The organism is Flavobacteriaceae bacterium (assembly GCA_014075215.1).
GTDB lineage: Bacteria > Bacteroidota > Bacteroidia > Flavobacteriales > Flavobacteriaceae > Polaribacter.
Map to the genome: position 1 here is coordinate 259,311 of CP046177.1, position 16,732 is coordinate 276,042.

Annotated in this window: 19 protein-coding genes and 1 pseudogene; 13 read left to right on the forward strand and 7 right to left on the reverse strand. The window is 31.7% G+C overall.

Translation table 11 applies throughout. The annotated features are described in order from the left end of the window. Nucleotides 1-24 precede the first annotated feature (24 nt). A complete protein-coding gene (locus tag GKR88_01345; protein QMU63046.1) occupies nt 25-303 on the reverse strand; it encodes an ISAs1 family transposase in 279 nt (92 codons plus the stop codon). Nucleotides 304-306: 3 nt separating this feature from the next. Then, nucleotides 307-597, reverse strand: coding sequence for an ISAs1 family transposase (locus GKR88_01350; protein ID QMU63047.1), 291 nt, complete (start codon nt 595-597; stop codon nt 307-309). Between the two features lie 616 nt (nt 598-1,213). Here GKR88_01350 and GKR88_01355 point away from each other — a divergent pair. The 7 genes and pseudogenes from GKR88_01355 (at nt 1,214) to GKR88_01385 (ending at nt 7,796) form a co-directional block, all read left to right on the forward strand. Next, nucleotides 1,214-2,320 (forward strand): helix-turn-helix domain-containing protein, encoded by a 1,107-nt coding sequence (locus tag GKR88_01355; protein QMU63048.1) that lies wholly within the window; start codon nt 1,214-1,216, stop codon nt 2,318-2,320. A gap of 77 nt (nt 2,321-2,397) precedes the next feature. Beyond that, nucleotides 2,398-4,089, forward strand: a complete 1,692-nt coding sequence (locus GKR88_01360) for a hypothetical protein (GenBank protein ID QMU63049.1) — start codon at nt 2,398-2,400, stop codon at nt 4,087-4,089. An 82-nt stretch (nt 4,090-4,171) separates the two neighbouring features. Further along, nucleotides 4,172-4,570, forward strand: coding sequence for a hypothetical protein (locus tag GKR88_01365; protein QMU63050.1), 399 nt, complete (start codon nt 4,172-4,174; stop codon nt 4,568-4,570). 24 nt (nt 4,571-4,594) lie between these two features. Beyond that, nucleotides 4,595-5,065, forward strand: a complete 471-nt coding sequence (locus GKR88_01370; protein ID QMU63051.1) for a hypothetical protein — start codon at nt 4,595-4,597, stop codon at nt 5,063-5,065. 250 nt (nt 5,066-5,315) lie between these two features. Next, the gene (locus GKR88_01375; GenBank protein ID QMU63052.1) at nt 5,316-6,311 is read left to right on the forward strand and encodes a transposase; all 996 of its coding nucleotides are present in this window, start codon (nt 5,316-5,318) and stop codon (nt 6,309-6,311) included. Between the two features lie 83 nt (nt 6,312-6,394). Next, entirely contained in the window at nt 6,395-6,799 is a 405-nt protein-coding gene (locus GKR88_01380) for a hypothetical protein (protein ID QMU63053.1), read from the forward strand. A gap of 53 nt (nt 6,800-6,852) precedes the next feature. Continuing rightward, nucleotides 6,853-7,796 (forward strand): annotated as a pseudogene (locus tag GKR88_01385) (M28 family peptidase). Nucleotides 7,797-7,869: 73 nt separating this feature from the next. Here the strand turns inward: GKR88_01385 and GKR88_01390 are convergent. Beyond that, a complete protein-coding gene (locus GKR88_01390) occupies nt 7,870-8,763 on the reverse strand; it encodes an IS1595 family transposase (GenBank protein QMU63054.1) in 894 nt (297 codons plus the stop codon). Nucleotides 8,764-8,833: 70 nt separating this feature from the next. Here GKR88_01390 and GKR88_01395 point away from each other — a divergent pair, with 70 nt between their 5' ends. The 4 genes from GKR88_01395 to GKR88_01410 all read left to right on the forward strand — a co-directional run bounded on the left by GKR88_01395 (nt 8,834) and on the right by GKR88_01410 (nt 11,331). Continuing rightward, nucleotides 8,834-9,025: a hypothetical protein gene (locus GKR88_01395; GenBank protein QMU63055.1), complete on the forward strand. Its 192-nt coding sequence runs from the start codon at nt 8,834-8,836 to the stop codon at nt 9,023-9,025. 7 nt (nt 9,026-9,032) lie between these two features. Then, nucleotides 9,033-9,707, forward strand: coding sequence for a hypothetical protein (locus GKR88_01400; protein ID QMU63056.1), 675 nt, complete (start codon nt 9,033-9,035; stop codon nt 9,705-9,707). A 250-nt stretch (nt 9,708-9,957) separates the two neighbouring features. Continuing rightward, nucleotides 9,958-10,953, forward strand: a complete 996-nt coding sequence (locus tag GKR88_01405) for a transposase (protein QMU63057.1) — start codon at nt 9,958-9,960, stop codon at nt 10,951-10,953. Nucleotides 10,954-10,998: 45 nt separating this feature from the next. Further along, the gene (locus GKR88_01410; protein QMU63058.1) at nt 10,999-11,331 is read left to right on the forward strand and encodes a helix-turn-helix domain-containing protein; all 333 of its coding nucleotides are present in this window, start codon (nt 10,999-11,001) and stop codon (nt 11,329-11,331) included. Nucleotides 11,332-11,382: 51 nt separating this feature from the next. Here GKR88_01410 and GKR88_01415 read toward each other — a convergent pair whose 3' ends face one another. The 4 genes from GKR88_01415 to GKR88_01430 form a co-directional block, all read right to left on the reverse strand. Continuing rightward, nucleotides 11,383-12,174, reverse strand: a complete 792-nt coding sequence (locus tag GKR88_01415; GenBank protein QMU63059.1) for a hypothetical protein — start codon at nt 12,172-12,174, stop codon at nt 11,383-11,385. Nucleotides 12,175-12,177: 3 nt separating this feature from the next. After that, the gene (locus GKR88_01420; protein ID QMU63060.1) at nt 12,178-13,185 is read right to left on the reverse strand and encodes a hypothetical protein; all 1,008 of its coding nucleotides are present in this window, start codon (nt 13,183-13,185) and stop codon (nt 12,178-12,180) included. 236 nt (nt 13,186-13,421) lie between these two features. Next, nucleotides 13,422-13,676, reverse strand: a complete 255-nt coding sequence (locus GKR88_01425; GenBank protein QMU63061.1) for a hypothetical protein — start codon at nt 13,674-13,676, stop codon at nt 13,422-13,424. Further along, entirely contained in the window at nt 13,673-14,383 is a 711-nt protein-coding gene (locus tag GKR88_01430) for a hypothetical protein (GenBank protein QMU63062.1), read from the reverse strand. Before GKR88_01430 ends, GKR88_01425 begins: the two co-directional genes overlap by 4 nt. A gap of 1,224 nt (nt 14,384-15,607) precedes the next feature. Between GKR88_01430 and GKR88_01435 the strand changes: the two genes are divergently transcribed. Further along, a complete protein-coding gene (locus tag GKR88_01435; GenBank protein QMU63063.1) occupies nt 15,608-16,318 on the forward strand; it encodes a hypothetical protein in 711 nt (236 codons plus the stop codon). Further along, complete coding sequence (locus tag GKR88_01440; protein ID QMU63064.1) at nt 16,315-16,569, forward strand: hypothetical protein; 255 nt, start codon at nt 16,315-16,317, stop codon at nt 16,567-16,569. Before GKR88_01435 ends, GKR88_01440 begins: the two co-directional genes overlap by 4 nt. Nucleotides 16,570-16,732: the final 163 nt, after the last annotated feature.

Genomic DNA, 16,732 nt, shown 5'->3' on the forward strand with positions numbered 1-16,732 from the left:
TTCCTTGATTAGAAAAATTCTTATTTACGGTTGTAAGTTACTAATTTTTATTGAGAACTCATCTTGAATGTTTTGATATAGTTGTTTCTGATTTTCTTTTACTGCTAACACGTAATCTGCTTTTTTATCGATGATTATCTTTGCTATCTTCTCTTGCCAACCCATTGCCTCTATGGTTACTACTGTATTTTCTAAACAGCGTGCCTTTAGCAATTCTGGAATTGCAGTAATTTCATTTGACTTTTCACTGGTTTTTACTTGACTTGGAACTAAATTTTGTTCACTAGCCCATGCGCTGACAATATGCTAGGGTGATTTCTTACCATAACTTTTTGCTCCTCTGAGGGTTTTATCATCTACTGCAACGACCTCTTTGTCATTCAACTTAGCAAGTTCTTTAACCCAATCTATAAAACAATATTCAAATTGCTTCGGATTGATAGCAGAAAATACTCTGTTGAAAGTGTCGTGAGAGGGGATACCCTTATCTGGTTTGAGAAAGGTTTTGAGAAAATCTTCTTTTTCCAGACCATACTGTTCCATTTCATTCCACGAATCCCCTCCACAAATCACAGAAATAATACCAATAAGGAGGATGTCATTTAAATGGTGTCTTTCCTCAAATCACGACTAGGATCGTCTACTTGACTGAAAATAGTTAATAGTTTATTGTTGTTTTACATTGATGTTAAAATATTGATTACTAGTATAATATACAAATAATCAATCACATAAACAACAATTATTTGATTGAATGTCAAATATTTAAACCGCTCTTTAACATATAGAACCCTATAGAAAAATAAGAATAAAATCTAACTTTCAGAAACTTTTTACGGTGCGTTTGCTCTGATTTTTCAATTCAAAAATTTGGAGATAAAAAATAATTTACATACTTTTGTTTTTGTAATCTGAAGTAAAAAGAGTTGTGGCTTAAAAAAATTGATAGCAATTGTATTTAGTAACCCCGCCTCTAAGTAGATCTTTTTTCATTGTACCGTTTTAACACTGCCTTTTTTTTAGTATCAAACAAAAGGCATAACATATCATTTTAAAATAGTAATTTTATTTTCGGTTTTTACTTTTTATATTGTATTGTGTTATTACAGAGTAATAAAAAGTGAAATTTAGGAAGAAAGGAACATTTTGTAGTCAGTTATAAAAATGTTAAACGAATATCAATGTAAACAGAAGCAAAAAAAATGGTAAATAAATGGATTTTAGTATTTTTAATTTACTAATTATTACCGGTGTAATTAACGGGCTGATCTTTGGAACGGTTGTTTTACTAAACCCAAAATATCAATCGAAACCCAATAGAAATATAACTCAGGTAGCCATATATCTTTCTTTAAATAATTTGTATTATTGGCTAGTTGATACAGGTTATAGTGTCAACATATCTTTTTACGAATATTTGTACGTTCCCTGGAATTTACTAATACTGCCATTTTATATCTATTTTGTTGTTTCCTATTTGAGAATTGAACTCAAAAAAGGAAAATTATTTTTGATTCCTTTTTACGTATTTTTTCTTTTTCATGTCATCATATTAATTAATGATTTAGTACTTGGCGGTTTTTTAAATAAAGAAATCATCCACCTGTGCTACTACATAGAGGAGTATGTTTCAATTTTATATACGGTTTTTCTTATTTATAAAACATTTGAATTAATAAGAAAATATGAAAAAAATGCTGTAAACTCTCTTCATAGTGATGTGGTTATTAGTACAAGATGGTTGAAACAGCTTCTAATAATAGGTGTTATTGTTTGTTCAATATGGGTTTTTTTAACAATGTATAGCCAATATGGAAACCTCAGGCAATTTGATGTTATTGGAAAATATTTTTTATGGCTTTCCATCTCTATTTTAATTTATTGGTTAGGCTATTCTGTTGTTTACCATAACCTTGTCTTTAGACAAAGAACCGATTTAAGAAATACAATTGCGATTAAAGAAAAGAAAACTCCAAAAACCGCATCAAGCCTCAAAATAAATGAAGTTAAAGATTTGATAACAAAGGAACTGCTTTTTTTAAATCCTAATTTCAGCTTAAGTCTTTTATCGGAAAAATCAAACCTAAGTGAAGGATATCTCTCACAATTGTTTAGCGATCATAGTGAAGTTAATTTTTCAAGTTATGTAAACAAACTCAGAATCAGTAAGGCTAAGGAATTTTTAACAAATCCTAAATTTAAGAATTATACGATTGTGTCTATTGGTTTGGAGTCAGGGTTTAACTCTAAATCTGTTTTTTATGACGCCTTTAAAAAATACACGGGAATGACACCTTCCGAATACAGAAAAATGTCCTGATATCTTAGAAACTAAGATAGTAGGATATGGTAATCGTTTTATATTATTTTATTTGTGGCATTACCAACTTTTATTTTATGAACAAATTAAAATTTATTACACTCGCCTTATTTTTACTTAGTACGCTATTTAATTGTACGAAAGATGATAGTTATTTAAGTCAAACTGCCCTAAATTCGAAACTACATATTGAAAAGTTAAATTATGATGAGTTATTGAAAGATAAAGATATAACTCCGGTTTTACAAAAGATAAAAAACAAAGTAAAGCGGAATAAAAACCTTCAGACTCAAATCAATAGAAATGTTACGATTGGTAACGGATTAGTGATTTTGGATGACGAAATAGCAAAAATCACACTCGATAATACCATATCATGGACTTTTATGATAGAAACACCCACACATGAAACTTCAGCTATTGAAAATTTTATGATAAAAAAACATAATGGAGCATTTACATACTTTCTTATAAAATACCGGGAGCGTACGGAAATAAATAATGAATTCTACACTGTAACTCTTGAAGCACTTAACGGAGATGCTCTGGACACCGGCGGTTTGGATCTGTTTTCCAGAGATGCTTTTGACTGGGTTTTTCCGAATGATGGTGGTGGTACGGGTAGTGGTCCTTGTGAAGGTATTTTGGTATATGATCATTGTAATCTGGGAGGCAATCCGGACGGACACTGGCCGGTTTTGCAAAACGACGGGGTTACGTATTGTAGTGGTAGCCCGCTATTGTATATAGATTTTTCACACTGTGAGAACTACGGTGTTCCGGACCCTCCTGTGGGAGACCCGTTGGGAGGAGGTGACGGTTCCAATGGAGATCAGCTTGTTGGAGGAGGTGGAGGAAGCTCCGGTGGTGACGGAGACCCAACGCTTACAACTCTTGTGGGTATCATACATAGTGAAACCCCATGTGATTCCAGACCGGAAGGAGATTTGAATGGGGATTGCCAAATTGACTATTACGAAGCCTGTTTACTAAATGGAAACCCACAAGAAATATGTGAATGTGTCCAAGTAGGTAATAATATAAATGATTGTTTTGATATAGCTTTAAATAGTTATATTGATACACTTACTGATAATGAAATTGCCGAATTTAATTGGTATGAAGATAATCCTTCTCAAAGAGTTGATGTTAAAAAATTAATGAAATGTTTTAAGGATGTAGATCAAAGTTTATTATCGCCTCAAACAACTTATTCTTTAACTATTTTTATTGAACAACCCGTTCCAAATACTGATGAAACGTATAGTGGGACAGATCCAGGTCATACTTTTGTTTCAATGAGTATAAATGATCCAAATTCACCTAATAATAATGTAACTCAAGTTTTTGGGTATTATCCAGCTACTAGTGTAAACCCTCTAATAGGAAATAATACGGCAAATGGGGAATTTAGAGATAATAGTGGGCATAATTATCATGTAAGCGTAACTATCAATTTAAATAATTTAGATTTTTTTAATTTAGTTAATTTTGTTGAAACTTGGAACAACCCTATACCAGGATATGATTTACAAACTAATAATTGTACAGATTTTGGTATTGAATTGGGAAATTTAGCAGGAATGCAATTACCAGATACAACTGGTTCATGGAGTGTAGATATTCCATTAATTGGAGAAGTAGAGTTAGGTTCAGGCAGCAACCCAGGTAATTTAGGGCAAGATGTAAGAAATTTGAATAATTCTAATATCACTGTTAATACTACCTCCGGAAGTCCTGCGCAATCTAGTCAAGGAGAATGTAATTAAAAATAAATATGTAGACATGAAAGTTATATTAATAGGAATAATTTTATTTTGTGCTAGTTGCACACAATTAAAATCAAACAAGATGTATGAAGGCGAGGTATATATAAAGCTAATAGATATTGGCAGTTTATATGGTGCTCCTAAAGAGATGGTTGAGAAGGTTAAGCATGCAACCGCAAAGGATAACACTATTACTGAAGGTAAAAAAGATGAAATTAGAGGATACTTTAAACTTCTTATTAAACACGATTTGTTAGAAAAACCATATTTCAAGATGAAACTTTTTGAAAGTGAAATAGTTAATGTTTTTGTAAATGAAACTAATTATTTAAAAATAAAACCTTTAATAGATAATTTAAATCGAGATGAGGAAAAAATCAAAGTAAAATTTAGGGGTGATAAAAAAGAGAAAGACATTTACTTTGCCAATGAAATAATTTCTATTAATAAAGTTAAAGGTAAAACAGACTGGAAAAAGTAATTCTATACTTTTATATCACTTTCGATGACCGATAGTACTAGCGTATCTATTAATCAGACTATTGGGTTTTATCCAGATCCAGACAATATTCCAAGCATTTCATCCCCATCTACTGGAGGTAGATTTTATGATAATGAACAACATTATTACGATGTAAGTGTATCAAGTGAATTAGATTCTATTCAATTTTCAAGTGTCATAAACGGTTTAAGAAATTTTTCTAATTCACTATATAATTTAAATTCCTTAAATTGTACTGACATTGGAATTCAATCAGCATTAAATGGAGGTATTACATTACCGGATACAACTGGTTCTTGGGGTAATTTTCTATTAGGACAAGGAGCCGGAAGTAATCCAGGGGATCTAGGAGAGGACATAAGAGATATGGCAAATCCCTTAAGCCCTAATCACAATCCTTCTTTAACTATAAAAACAACACCAGGAATTGGGCCAGCCTTTAGATTAGCAAATAGAAATAATTACTTAAAATAAAAACATAATAGTTATGATGAAATTTCTTTTTTTGCTTCTTTTTTTCTTTGTTAATAACTCTTATTTTGTTGATAACCAAAAACACAAAAGAACGGAGTGAACTTTAGCGGCCAGCTAGCTTTTTAGAGCCATCCCCCGTATTAGTCTCCGTTCTTTTTAAAAGTTACTTAGAACCATATAGAATTTCAGTTTCTGCCCTTATTAAAGGTCTTAGTTTAAGTAACTATTATTAATATCTAATTACAAAATTATGAAAACAAATGAAATTATCGGAATCGATGTCAGTAAATTATTAATTGATGTTTGTATCTATTCTAAACAAATTGTTCAACAGTTTGAGAACAGTAAATCTGGATTTAAATTAATGCTAAAGTGGAGTTTTAAAAATTCGTCTTTCTCTAAAGAAGAAACCATGTTTGTATTTGAACATACAGGAATGTACTCTCATTTATTATCTGTGTCTTTAACTGAACAAAAATTATCTTTTTTCATAGCTTCTGGTTTAGAAATTAAAAGATCTATTGGTATTGCTCGTGGAAAGGATGACCAAATTGATGCCAAACGCATTGCTCTATATGGGTATCGATTAAAAGAAGAACTTAAACCCAGTAAGCTACCTAAAAGAAGTATATTACAACTAAAAAGTCTCTTATCTTTAAGGACAAAACTTAACAAACAAAGAGCTGGTTTTAAAGTTACTTTGAAAGAACAAAAAAGAATTTATAAAGCAAAAGAGTATAAAATAATCTTTGACGTTCAACAAAAAATGATTGCAGAACTAACCAAACAAATACACAAGATTAATACTCAAATGCAAGCTATTATTGACCAAAATATAATGTTAAAAGAAACCTATAAACTTGTTACTAGTGTTAAAGGTATAGGAATGCAAACTGCTATAATGATGATTGTGTTTACTGACAATTTTTCAAAATTTGAAAACTGGAGAAAGTTTGCCTCTTATTGTGGTGTTGCTCCTTTTCCTTACCAATCTGGAACTAGTATTAAAGGACGTACAAAAGTCTCTCATTTGGCTAATAAAAAATTGAAAGCAATTATTAATATGTGCGCTATTTCTGCTATACAACATAACCCAGAAATGAAATTATACTATCATAAAAGAATAAAACAAGGCAAAAGTAAAATGAGTACCGTTAACATTATTAGAAACAAATTAATAGCAAGAGTGTTTGCCGTTGTCAAACGACAAACACCCTATGTAGATACTTTTAAATTTGCTGCATAAATTAGTAAAAATAATATCTCAACTTTTACTTGTTTTTATCATAGAATACGAGTAATGGGCCTTGTAATTAAAAATAACTTATTATGAAAATAATTTTAATTCTGATTATTACGGGTCATTATTCATATGTTAATTCACAAAATAATACAGAAATATTAATTATTCCTTCAAAGAGTGTAGGGAACTATATACTAGGAGAAAAACTTAAACACTCATATAATGAACAGGAATTAGAAATCAAGACTCAAGAAGGTATAATAAAAGAAATCATTGTAAAATCTTCAAAATATAGAACAAAAGATGGTTTTGGTGTTGGTACTAAATTTAAGAAAATTAAATCAAGAATGGGAGATACGCAGAAAGAGTTAAAAATGAGTAAAGACAATGTTTCAATAGGTAAAGTAGTTTATGGTTTATTCTATAAAGGGATTTGGTTTATTGATACAAATAAGGATAATGTTGTTGATGGCATCTGGTTGGTAGAATAAATTTTGACACTAGTTTGAAAGAGGGGTAATAAGATAAGGGTAAAACAAATTAAATGATTAGCAACACAAACTTATTAGTAGTACTGAAAAGTATCCTGTTATTGGTAGTATTAAATAGTTTTAGCATACAAGAAAAGACAAGGGTTGCTAATGCACGAATAGAACGAGATTTAAAAAATATTATAAATACTAAAGAACCAAGAAATTATAAAAACATAGCTTCTTTAAATGTTGTTGCAAGCTATATAAAAAATGAATTAAAGAAAGTTTGTGATGCTGTTTTTTTTCAGGTGTACAATATTAATGGTAATGAATATAAAAATGTAATTGGGTCTATTGGAACAACTCATTCTACCAGAATAATAATCGGTGCTCATTATGATGTATTTTGTGAAACACCCGGTGCTGATGATAACGCAAGCGGGGTAGCAGGTTTGTTAGAATTAGCCAGGTTATTAGCTAAAGAAAAATTGAAATACAGAATTGATTTTGTGGCATATATGCTTGAAGAACCCCCTTTTTTTAGAACAAAGAATATGGATAGTTATAAGCATGCCAAGTATTGTATGATAATCATATTGATGTAAAAGGAATGATTTGTTTAGAAAGTATTGGGTATTATAGCGATGCAGATCATTCTCAAAGATTTCCTTTAAAAGAAATGGAGTCAATGTATGGAACAAAAGGGAACTTCATTGCTGTTGTTCAAAATGATAAAAATGAGAAATTTAGTTCTCAAATTGCCAATTTATTGCTCAATCAAAATTTAACAGAAACTGAGCTTTTAAAATCAAATGCTTCTATATCGGGGGTTGATTTTTCCGATCATCTAAATTATTGGAAATTCAATTATGAAGCTGTCATGATTACCAATACAGCTTTTTACAGAAACAAAAATTATCACACGGATAAAGATCTTCTTAAAACGCTCGATTTGAAAAAATTAAATTTAGTTATTTTACAGTTATATAATGCAATAGTAAAATTAAATGAATGAGACCTTTGCCAAAATGAATAGTATAAATGCCCCTATAAGTTATAAAATGAAATAATTTTTTAGAGGTCAGTAGTTAGTTACATATAATTTCACTTTGATAAATTTTATCACTCATGACCATTTTAGTTATTAAGTTATTGAATATTGTGTTTTTGTTTTGCGAGCGATTAATTCTAAAACAAAACTCATTAAAGTATCGGTTTAGATTAAACTCACTTACCCAAGAATAAGTTGTCCTAATCCATGATTTTATTTGATGAATCATCGTATGTAAGGCTTTAAAGTTTAATCCTTTGTCGCTATCAATCTGGGTAATGTTATAGGCTTTTGCAATAGGCCTGTAGCCTTTCCATTTGTGAGTGATTACTTGAGCCTTTCTATCAATATGCTTAATGAACATATATTGCAACGATTGTGCAGAAAAATCTTTGATGTTTAAAGCATACATACGCTTTACTTTGCCCTGGTCTGTGAACTCAACAGCAGTAATAGCCTTCTTTTTCTTAGCATCATAACTACGACCTATCTTGTTTTGCTCATAACCACCCAACACAAATTCATCAACCTGTACATTACCATCCATAGGGTTATTTTCACTAGAAGCCATAGCTTCTCTTACTTTAAGCATAAACAATCGTGCTGTCTTTTCTGTAATACCATAGCGTACACCCATTTGTGTAGCTGATAAACTCTTGGTGGTAGTTGCCATTTCAAAACAGATAAAAAAGGCTTTTCGTACACCAAATCGCACTCTGTGAAAAATGGTGTTAGCCGTTGGGCTTTCTGTATCACCACATTTATTGCATGTTCTTGAAAAGTTCTTACGTACTTGGTAACTGGTATTACCACATTTACGACATACATAACCCTCTTTCCACTTGATTTGACCTAGATATGCTTTGCAATCTACATCTGTTTTAAAGCGTTCAGCGAACTCTAAAAGGTTTTGACCCTTGAAAATTTCCATAAAATCCCTATTTTTATTGACATACAAGTTATGAAATTATCTACTGACCTCTATAATTTTTTATAATTCTATGAAAATAAAAGAAACAAATATTCAAAAAATAATTACCCTAAGTAAAAATAACCCCTCTAATTATATTGTTTTGGAAGATGGTGGAGTAGTGTATAATGGTTATATTTTTAAAGACTATGGGGAATTAGTTGACTACTTTACTTTACACAAAAAAACACTATTGTTTATTGATAATTTAAAACCTTTATAAGTCAGTTTTGAAAGTTCCCGGTAAAGGCTGGGAATACATGGTATATGATGCACTGGATCGTCCTGTTTTGGTACAAGATGCTGTTCAGCGAACCCGTGGCGAGTGGGCTTTTACCAAATACGATGCCTTTGGCAGAGTGGCCTATACGGGAATTTTTTCACATCCTACTCCGGGCAGAGTATTTTGGCAAAACTATGCCAGCTCCGTAAATCACCAATACGAAGTGCGGGTAAATCCGGGAGTGGTAAGAAGAGGTACGCTGATCTACTATACCAGCAGGGCATTTCCTAACGATTTTAAGCAAATCAACACCATCTACTATTATGATGACTATGCTTTTGATAGGGCCGGACTTTCTGTGCCTACTACGGTATATGGCATCGCTACCACTACCAATGTAAAAAGTATGGCTACGGGTGTCAAAGAGCGGGTATTGATAGCCGGGACAGAAAAATGGATCACCGTCTTTACCGGATATGACGATAAGGCAAGGCCCGTATATACGGCAAACAAAAACGAATACCTGAACACTACGGACACCGGGAGGTCTAAGCTGGATTTTAGCGGTAGGGTACTGGAAACCACGCTGCATCATACCTCCAATACTACGGTGAGCATTGTAGAGAGTTTTACTTATGACCACGCCTTTAGATTAGCAAATAGAAATAATTACTTAAAATAAAAACATAATAGTTATGATGAAATTTCTTTTTTTGCTTCTTTTTTTCTTTGTTAATAACTCTTATTTTGTTGATAACCAAAAACACAAAAGAACGGAGTGAACTTTAGCGGCCAGCTAGCTTTTTAGAGCCATCCCCCGTATTAGTCTCCGTTCTTTTTAAAAGTTACTTAGAACCATATAGAATTTCAGTTTCTGCCCTTATTAAAGGTCTTAGTTTAAGTAACTATTATTAATATCTAATTACAAAATTATGAAAACAAATGAAATTATCGGAATCGATGTCAGTAAATTATTAATTGATGTTTGTATCTATTCTAAACAAATTGTTCAACAGTTTGAGAACAGTAAATCTGGATTTAAATTAATGCTAAAGTGGAGTTTTAAAAATTCGTCTTTCTCTAAAGAAGAAACCATGTTTGTATTTGAACATACAGGAATGTACTCTCATTTATTATCTGTGTCTTTAACTGAACAAAAATTATCTTTTTTCATAGCTTCTGGTTTAGAAATTAAAAGATCTATTGGTATTGCTCGTGGAAAGGATGACCAAATTGATGCCAAACGCATTGCTCTATATGGGTATCGATTAAAAGAAGAACTTAAACCCAGTAAGCTACCTAAAAGAAGTATATTACAACTAAAAAGTCTCTTATCTTTAAGGACAAAACTTAACAAACAAAGAGCTGGTTTTAAAGTTACTTTGAAAGAACAAAAAAGAATTTATAAAGCAAAAGAGTATAAAATAATCTTTGACGTTCAACAAAAAATGATTGCAGAACTAACCAAACAAATACACAAGATTAATACTCAAATGCAAGCTATTATTGACCAAAATATAATGTTAAAAGAAACCTATAAACTTGTTACTAGTGTTAAAGGTATAGGAATGCAAACTGCTATAATGATGATTGTGTTTACTGACAATTTTTCAAAATTTGAAAACTGGAGAAAGTTTGCCTCTTATTGTGGTGTTGCTCCTTTTCCTTACCAATCTGGAACTAGTATTAAAGGACGTACAAAAGTCTCTCATTTGGCTAATAAAAAATTGAAAGCAATTATTAATATGTGCGCTATTTCTGCTATACAACATAACCCAGAAATGAAATTATACTATCATAAAAGAATAAAACAAGGCAAAAGTAAAATGAGTACCGTTAACATTATTAGAAACAAATTAATAGCAAGAGTGTTTGCCGTTGTCAAACGACAAACACCCTATGTAGATACTTTTAAATTTGCTGCATAAATTAGTAAAAATAATATCTCAACTTTTACTTGTTTTTATCATAGAATACAGGGGGATTTTGGAAGTGTTGTTGTAGAACTTAGAAAAAAGCAGGGTATATCTCAAACTGATTTAGCCTCTAGGTTGGGTATTCATAAAAACGTACTTGGTAGATACGAACGTAACGAGGTTTTCCCATCCATTGAGATAGCTCGTAAGATTGCCGATATTCTCGATGTAAGTTTAGATTACTTAACAGGCAAAGCAGATGTACAAATGGATAAAAACACTCGTAAGCGCATCTTAGAAGTATCGAAGTTTGAAGAAATTGACAGAGAACATATTTTCTCCGTGATTGATGCTTTTATTGCTAAACGTAAGATTCAGTCTATTTTATAATAAAAAGCCACAACATTTCTGCTGTGGCCTTTCTGCTATGAAAAAGAAAAATTATTTTCTTATATACTCTTTACCATCCCAAAGTAACTTATTCTTATTAAGAATTTTTACATAATCATCGTCCAATCTTTTATAACTTAAAAACCCATAACTTAATTCAGGGATATCAATCTTAAAAACATTAGATTTTCCATTTTTAACATCATAAGGCAAAGTATATACATATCTTGCCTCGAGCTTTTTTATAGAAATATCACTTTTTACTAATATTTCAATTTCAAGTTTATCAATATTTACATTCTCCTTTCGTGATAAAACTATTAAATTACTATTGTATCTTTTACCAAGCATAGAGCTATCAAAATTGATGTCATTAGAAGATATTGAGACTGTATACTCTATTTCTCCCACTCTTTTACTTTGTTGTTTGTAAAAATTCTCAATAGGATTATTAATAATAATAGTTATAGAATCACTTTGAGGTTTAAGTTCCTCGATTACATCCATATTGAGGTAATACGAATCATATATATTTGAGGCATCTCCTAATTCTTCTGGGGTGGATAATATTAATAATGGTAACTTTTTATCTATTTCCCATTTCCCATAAGCAAGGGTATCACAACAATTATAAGGAGGTAAGTGTTCTTGTTTATACGTATCTATTAATACAAAAGAGTTTTCTTTTAAGAATAACTTTATTCCTTTATCGCCTTTTTGTTCATATTCTCCTTTTATTTCACTTTTAGATATAATATCATATTTACTAGCACATGAGTTTAAAATAATAGCTAATACTACAACAAATAAAGAAGTGTAAAAATTTGATTTGTAATTTTCCATAATCTAATTTTTATTTTGTTTTTTCTGTTTCTTACTGTTTTTTATACGCTTTTGTTTTTGTTTCCAAATACGATTGATTATAGGGTAAACCAATGTACCATCATCTTTTCTTAAGTTTCCGATATACTTTAAATCTATACCACTCATATTGCTAACCGAACCAGGTAAAGAACTTGGTTCATAACCATACTGTGCTCTATATCCTAAGATTTCATCTTTAAGACCATTTCCTGAAACAGGTTTTAGTAGATTCTGAGAATTAAATTTTAATCCATTTCTAGATTTTAAAGCTAGCGCAACATGTTTTATCTCATGAACATGTAAAGCATCAGTAGATCCTTGAATACTAATAACCCCATCTTTTCCTTCTTTTACATGATTTGTATCTCCACTATTACTTACTAAATCAAAAACATGATCTTTGTCTGCTCCTAATGCAACTACATCTGATATAGTCCCTTTAAGGCTTTCTGTACGAGATGTTAAGCCATCTATCCTTTTCTTTAATTTAGCTTTTTTCTTATCGCTTAAATCTCCATTATCAAGTTTATATTGAAGTTTTGCTATCTTTCCTGTTACACTTTTTAACCTGTTTTTAACCTTTTCAATAAACCTGTCTGCTTCCTCTTGGTCTTTCCATATCATTCCATCAGGGTCAACAAATTTTACAGGATTGTTTTTAACGTAATGATAAGGGCTAAATTGTCTTTGACTAATTTCAGCAAGTGGGTCTATCTGCATAAATCTACCTAAGTCTGCTTGATAGTTTCTGGCTTCGTAATCATATAGGTTCAGTCCTAAATCTTCATCTATCTCCTTGCCATTATACTTAAACTTCTGTGCAACACTATTTCCATTGGAAGAAACAACATTATTATACCCTTTGTGTTTGAGTCCAAAGAGGAAATAACTACGTGCTTTTAAAACACTTTTTTTTGAGGTTAGTACTTTTTTAGAACTAATTAATTTTGGTTCAGTACTTTGATGATATGTTAATTTTAAACAGCCCAAATTTTTTAAAACCTTTTTGTAAAAAGAATTGTTTCAAAACTACAAAAAAAATATCGTAAGAGAAAAAAAAGGAAACGACCAAAAAAACCGCTTTAAAAAGACCAAAAACAAACTAAAAAAACATCTGAAAAAAGCCCCACCGCAAAGCGGTAAAAAAACCCAATCGCCTTTGGCGGAAAAGCCACAAAAAAACACGCCGTTAGGCGTGTTAAAAGCAATATATAAGCAAAGTGAAGCTAATGATTAAATTCTTCGTTTAAACGGTAGGTTTTCATTCCCCAGTGGTCTGTTCCTATGCAAATCACAGCTTTGTATTGTATCAGCCGATGCAGTACCTTATTGATTAGTTTTTTGCTATGTACGGTATCATAAGCAACCTGCTCGGAAGTAAAATAATCTTGGTCGTAAAAATCCAGTAACTCGCCGTAAAGTTCCCAAATGATTTGACGGTTCTTAAAATCGTTAAAAGTATCTTGGCACAGTGTTTTCATTTTACATCGGTTTTTACTATTTGATAGCGATAATGAACTCCTATTTTACGGCAACGTTTTATTTTGTGTTCGCCTTTAAATTGGTTTAAAAACTGGTTTACAGTACTGCGGTCTATGATTGTTTTGGCAAAAAGTTCTTTCGTTTCAAAAGGTTCAGTAGGAAAATATTTGAGTATTAATATCCATACCTGCTCCTTTTGGTTTATGCGTTTCTTTTTGGGTCTAGCATCCTGTAATTTAAAGAGTTTAAAAGCGGTTAAAAAATCTTCATCATCGGTTTGTAAAACATCGTTTATCAGTTCAGCTCGGTTGGTACTTCGTATCAAAGCAAAGGTTTTAACCCAATCTAAAAACAACAAAGCGTGTTTTTTGTGATAGGTGCTAAAAATTGCGTTTACGTAGTCCGTATTGTGAAACACTACTTTGGTGTTTTCCAGTTCCTCAAACAAAAGCGGAACGGTCTGTAAAAAATCATTTTCTACTACTTTACGCAATTTAAAAACGGCTTTTTCTGTGATTTTTGTAAAATCAAAATTAGCTTCACGTATGCGTGTGTGCGTGTGAGGATTTTGGTTTTGCTGTCCTCCTACTGTTAATCCCTTGTAATTACTAGGTTTTTCAGTAGGAAATGGGCTTTTGGCTAACTGACCGACCGAAAGTGAAAAAGGGAGGGCATTTTGCGGAGTTTCTAGCTTTACATTTTTCATAAAAAAAGGGTTTTAAAAGATTAAAATTAGGCACTAAATAAGGCAAAAAAGCAAAGCGAAAAAGAAAGAGATATGCACAGAAAAAAAAAGACGACAAGCCCTATTCCGTCCTCATTTCAGGGGTTTTTGTGGGGGATTTTTTGTGTTTTTCGTTTGGGTTTTTAGGTTTTTTTGTTGGTGGTTTTTCTTTGACTTTTTTTCGTTTCGTTTTTGGTCTTTTTAAAGCGTTTTTTACGTTAAATTTCATTTTTTTAATGCCCATAGGCAAAAGGACTTTTTTTGACTGGAATAGTCATTTATTTACCAATTTTTAAGCCGATTATTCGGCTTCATCACGCCAAAGTCGAACTCTTTTTTTTGGCTTTTTGTGGTGAGCCACCACAGGCATTTTTTTTGGGTTTTTTTCTTTTCTTTTTTTGCTCTGTTTTGCAGGACAATTTTTGGACTTTTTTAGTGAGCCGACACAGGGAGTTTTTGACAATTATTTGTTTAAATTTTTAAACCTCATTTTTTTTACTCTGCTTTTGTGATTTGACTGCTCTTTTAATTTTGGGCGTTTATTTGCTCTACTTCTTCTAAATATTGACTGTCTTTAGGCTTTTACTTACTAGCAATTACACCATTTTATTGATGCTGATTGCTTGTGGTTCTGCGACTCGTTTTGTAAATTTATTTTTGCCGATTTATTGGCTAAATTGACTTTTATACTCCGAAAATAGGAGTATTTTTTTTTTGCTTTTTTTTACCGCTTTGCGGTGGGGCTTTTTTCTTTTTTTTGCTCTGCTTCGCAGTGCAATTTTTTGAACTTTTTTTAGGGTTTTTAACCCAATTTATTTTCGTTTTTAAACGAACTATTTTTGATATTTCGGAAAACTCAATACAAGTTTTAGGCAGTTCTTATTTGTTCACTTTTTTGTCAATTTAGTATTTGATTTTTAAAAGCAATTTTAAGCCTGTTTTTTGCTCTTTTTTAGCCGTTTTTCGGCTCTCAGATTTAGGGCTTTGTTTCTGTTCTTTTTTGTGTGCTTTTTCCTCTCTTTTTTGCTTTGGTTTTGGGCTGTTTTTGGTTTCGTTTTTCTATGTTTTTCGCCCCCACAAAAACCCCTGAAATGAGGACGGAATAGGGCTTGTCGTCTTTTTTTTTCTGTGCATATCTCTTTCTTTTTCGCTTTGCTTTTTTGCCTTATTTAGTGCCTAATTTTAATCTTTTAAAACCCTTTTTTTATGAAAAATGTAAAGCTAGAAACTCCGCAAAATGCCCTCCCTTTTTCACTTTCGGTCGGTCAGTTAGCCAAAAGCCCATTTCCTACTGAAAAACCTAGTAATTACAAGGGATTAACAGTAGGAGGACAGCAAAACCAAAATCCTCACACGCACACACGCATACGTGAAGCTAATTTTGATTTTACAAAAATCACAGAAAAAGCCGTTTTTAAATTGCGTAAAGTAGTAGAAAATGATTTTTTACAGACCGTTCCGCTTTTGTTTGAGGAACTGGAAAACACCAAAGTAGTGTTTCACAATACGGACTACGTAAACGCAATTTTTAGCACCTATCACAAAAAACACGCTTTGTTGTTTTTAGATTGGGTTAAAACCTTTGCTTTGATACGAAGTACCAACCGAGCTGAACTGATAAACGATGTTTTACAAACCGATGATGAAGATTTTTTAACCGCTTTTAAACTCTTTAAATTACAGGATGCTAGACCCAAAAAGAAACGCATAAACCAAAAGGAGCAGGTATGGATATTAATACTCAAATATTTTCCTACTGAACCTTTTGAAACGAAAGAACTTTTTGCCAAAACAATCATAGACCGCAGTACTGTAAACCAGTTTTTAAACCAATTTAAAGGCGAACACAAAATAAAACGTTGCCGTAAAATAGGAGTTCATTATCGCTATCAAATAGTAAAAACCGATGTAAAATGAAAACACTGTGCCAAGATACTTTTAACGATTTTAAGAACCGTCAAATCATTTGGGAACTTTACGGCGAGTTACTGGATTTTTACGACCAAGATTATTTTACTTCCGAGCAGGTTGCTTATGATACCGTACATAGCAAAAAACTAATCAATAAGGTACTGCATCGGCTGATACAATACAAAGCTGTGATTTGCATAGGAACAGACCACTGGGGAATGAAAACCTACCGTTTAAACGAAGAATTTAATCATTAGCTTCACTTTGCTTATATATTGCTTTTAACACGCCTAACGGCGTGTTTTTTTGTGGCTTTTCCGCCAAAGGCGATTGGGTTTTTTTACCGCTTTGCGGTGGGGCTTTTTTCAGATGTTTTTTTAGTTTGTTTTTGGTCTTTTTAAAGCGGTTTTTTTGGTCGTT